General features: G+C 66.9%; 1 protein-coding gene. It reads left to right on the top strand.

The genetic code is table 11. From position 1 onward, the window contains the following. Positions 1-1,074, top strand: a 1,074-nt coding sequence (locus ENZ75_RS32295) for a DUF459 domain-containing protein (RefSeq protein WP_128278634.1), incomplete at its 5' end; no start/stop codon positions are given. Positions 1,075-1,222: the final 148 nt, after the last annotated feature.

Genomic DNA, 1,222 nt, shown 5'->3' with positions numbered 1-1,222 from the left:
TTGCGCGACCTTTTGTTTCCGCGCCGCAGCGAGCGCATTGAGCCGCCCTTGGATATCCAGAAGCCGAGGCCCAGGCCCAAGGCGAAAAAACCCCGCGCCCCGCGCCCGCCCGCGGAACCGGAAATCCCGGTGGTCGACAAGGCGCCGGACGCGCGCACCGTCCTGGTGGTCGGCGACTTCATGGCGGCCGGCCTCGCCGAAGGCCTCGACAGCGCTTTCGCAGAGAATGCCGGCGTCAGGATCGTCGTTCGCAGCAATGGCTCGTCCGGCTTCGTGCGCGATGATTTCTACAACTGGCCCGAACAGATCAAATCGCTGATCGAGACCGAAAAACCCGCCGCCGTGATCGTCATGCTGGGCTCCAACGACCGCCAGTCGATGAAGGTGGGCGACGTGCGCGAACAGCCACGTTCCGAGAACTGGACCAAGGAATATGAACGCAGGACCGACGCGCTGGGCAAAGCCATCGCCGCGGCCAAGGTCCCCTTCCTTTGGGTCGGCATGCCGGCGTTCCGGGTGCCGAAGATGACCTCGGATATGCTTGCCTTCAACGACATCTACCATCAGGCCGCAGAAAGCCATGGCGGCGAATTCGTCGATATCTGGGACGGCTTTGTCGACGAGAACGGCGCCTTCGTCACCAGCGGCCCCGACATCAACGGCCAGCCGGTGCGGCTGCGCGCCGATGACGGCATCAATATCTCGAAGGCGGGCAAGCGCAAGCTCGCCTTCTACACCGAAAAACCGCTGCTGAAGATCCTCGGCCTGACCGCGCCGGGAAGCATGATTACACCGTCCGCTCCGGCGGGCGCCCCTGTCGAGACGCCGGCGCCGGCCGCGCCCCCCATCGTCATCGACCGCACCGCGCCGATGCTGCTCAGCGATCCGGCACTCGACGGCGGCTCGGAGCTGCTTGGCGCGGCACCGCCGGCTAAGGCCAATCCGGACCTGCCCGGTGAAAAGCTTGTGGTCGAGGGCAAGGCACCGATTGCATCGCCCGGCCGCGCTGACGACTTCTCCTGGCCGCCGAAGGCCGCAGCCGCGACCGACACCACGACCGCGATCAATCGTTAGTCTCGCAGCGCGGCTCTGAGGCCGGGCTCAGCGCGGGAGAACGCTCGACCCCATCAACGCCTCGTCGATCGCGCGCGCAGCCTGGCGGCCCTCGCGGATCGCCCAGACGACCAGCGACTGGCCACGACGCACGTCGCCGGCCGCATAG

This window comes from Mesorhizobium sp. M7A.F.Ca.CA.002.04.1.1 (assembly GCF_004022805.1).
Lineage (GTDB): Bacteria > Pseudomonadota > Alphaproteobacteria > Rhizobiales > Rhizobiaceae > Mesorhizobium > Mesorhizobium ciceri.
The sequence above is the reverse complement of the archived record's forward strand: the minus strand, read 5'-3'. Positions and strand labels throughout refer to the sequence as shown.